This window comes from Vibrio sp. 1288 (genome assembly GCF_033344475.1).
Genome location: NZ_JAWPOX010000601.1, coordinates 1 through 667 on the forward strand (window position 1 = coordinate 1; position 667 = coordinate 667).

Here is a 667-nt window from a genome sequence, read left to right on the forward strand (position 1 = left end):
CCACAGTGATAACTACAATTTGCAAACCTAAACCAGGTTCAACACCAAATACATGGTGAATACCACTTGCCGCCTGCTGAGCGCCCAAACCAAGTGATGTCGCTAGACCAAATAGAGTGGCAAGTACTGCAAGAATATCAACGATATGGCCAGCCCAGCCCCAAGCGCGATCGCCCAATAGTGGGTAAAAGATCGAACGCATTGATAGAGGCAAACCTTTGTTGTAGGTGAAAAATGCAAGTGAAAGTGCCACAACGCCGTAAATTGCCCAAGGGTGGAGACCCCAGTGGAACATCGTCGCGCCTAGCGCCAAACGTGCGGCTTCTGGTGAGTTTGCTTCTACACCGAGTGGCGTTTCGTACCAACCAGTGAAGTAAGCCACTGGTTCTGCCACACTCCAGAACATCAAACCAATACCCATACCGGCTGCGAACAACATCGCGAGCCAAGACATGAATGAATAATCAGCGACGGCATCTTTACCGCCTAAGCGTATTTTCCCGAGCGGCGACACAATCAACGCTAAGCAGAAAATAACGAAAATGTTACCAGCGATAATAAACAGCCAGTCGAATGAACCAATGATCTTCCACTTAAGCCCATCCAATGCCGTCTTCGCGGTATGAGCATCTAGAACTAATGCTGCGACAAGAAACAGTGCAATAAA

1 protein-coding gene is annotated in these 667 nt (G+C 48.4%); it reads right to left on the bottom strand.

The window, feature by feature from the left end; genetic code table 11:
• Nucleotides 1-667: BCCT family transporter (locus R8O11_RS28270; protein WP_318195005.1), on the bottom strand; the 667-nt coding region annotated here is incomplete at both ends.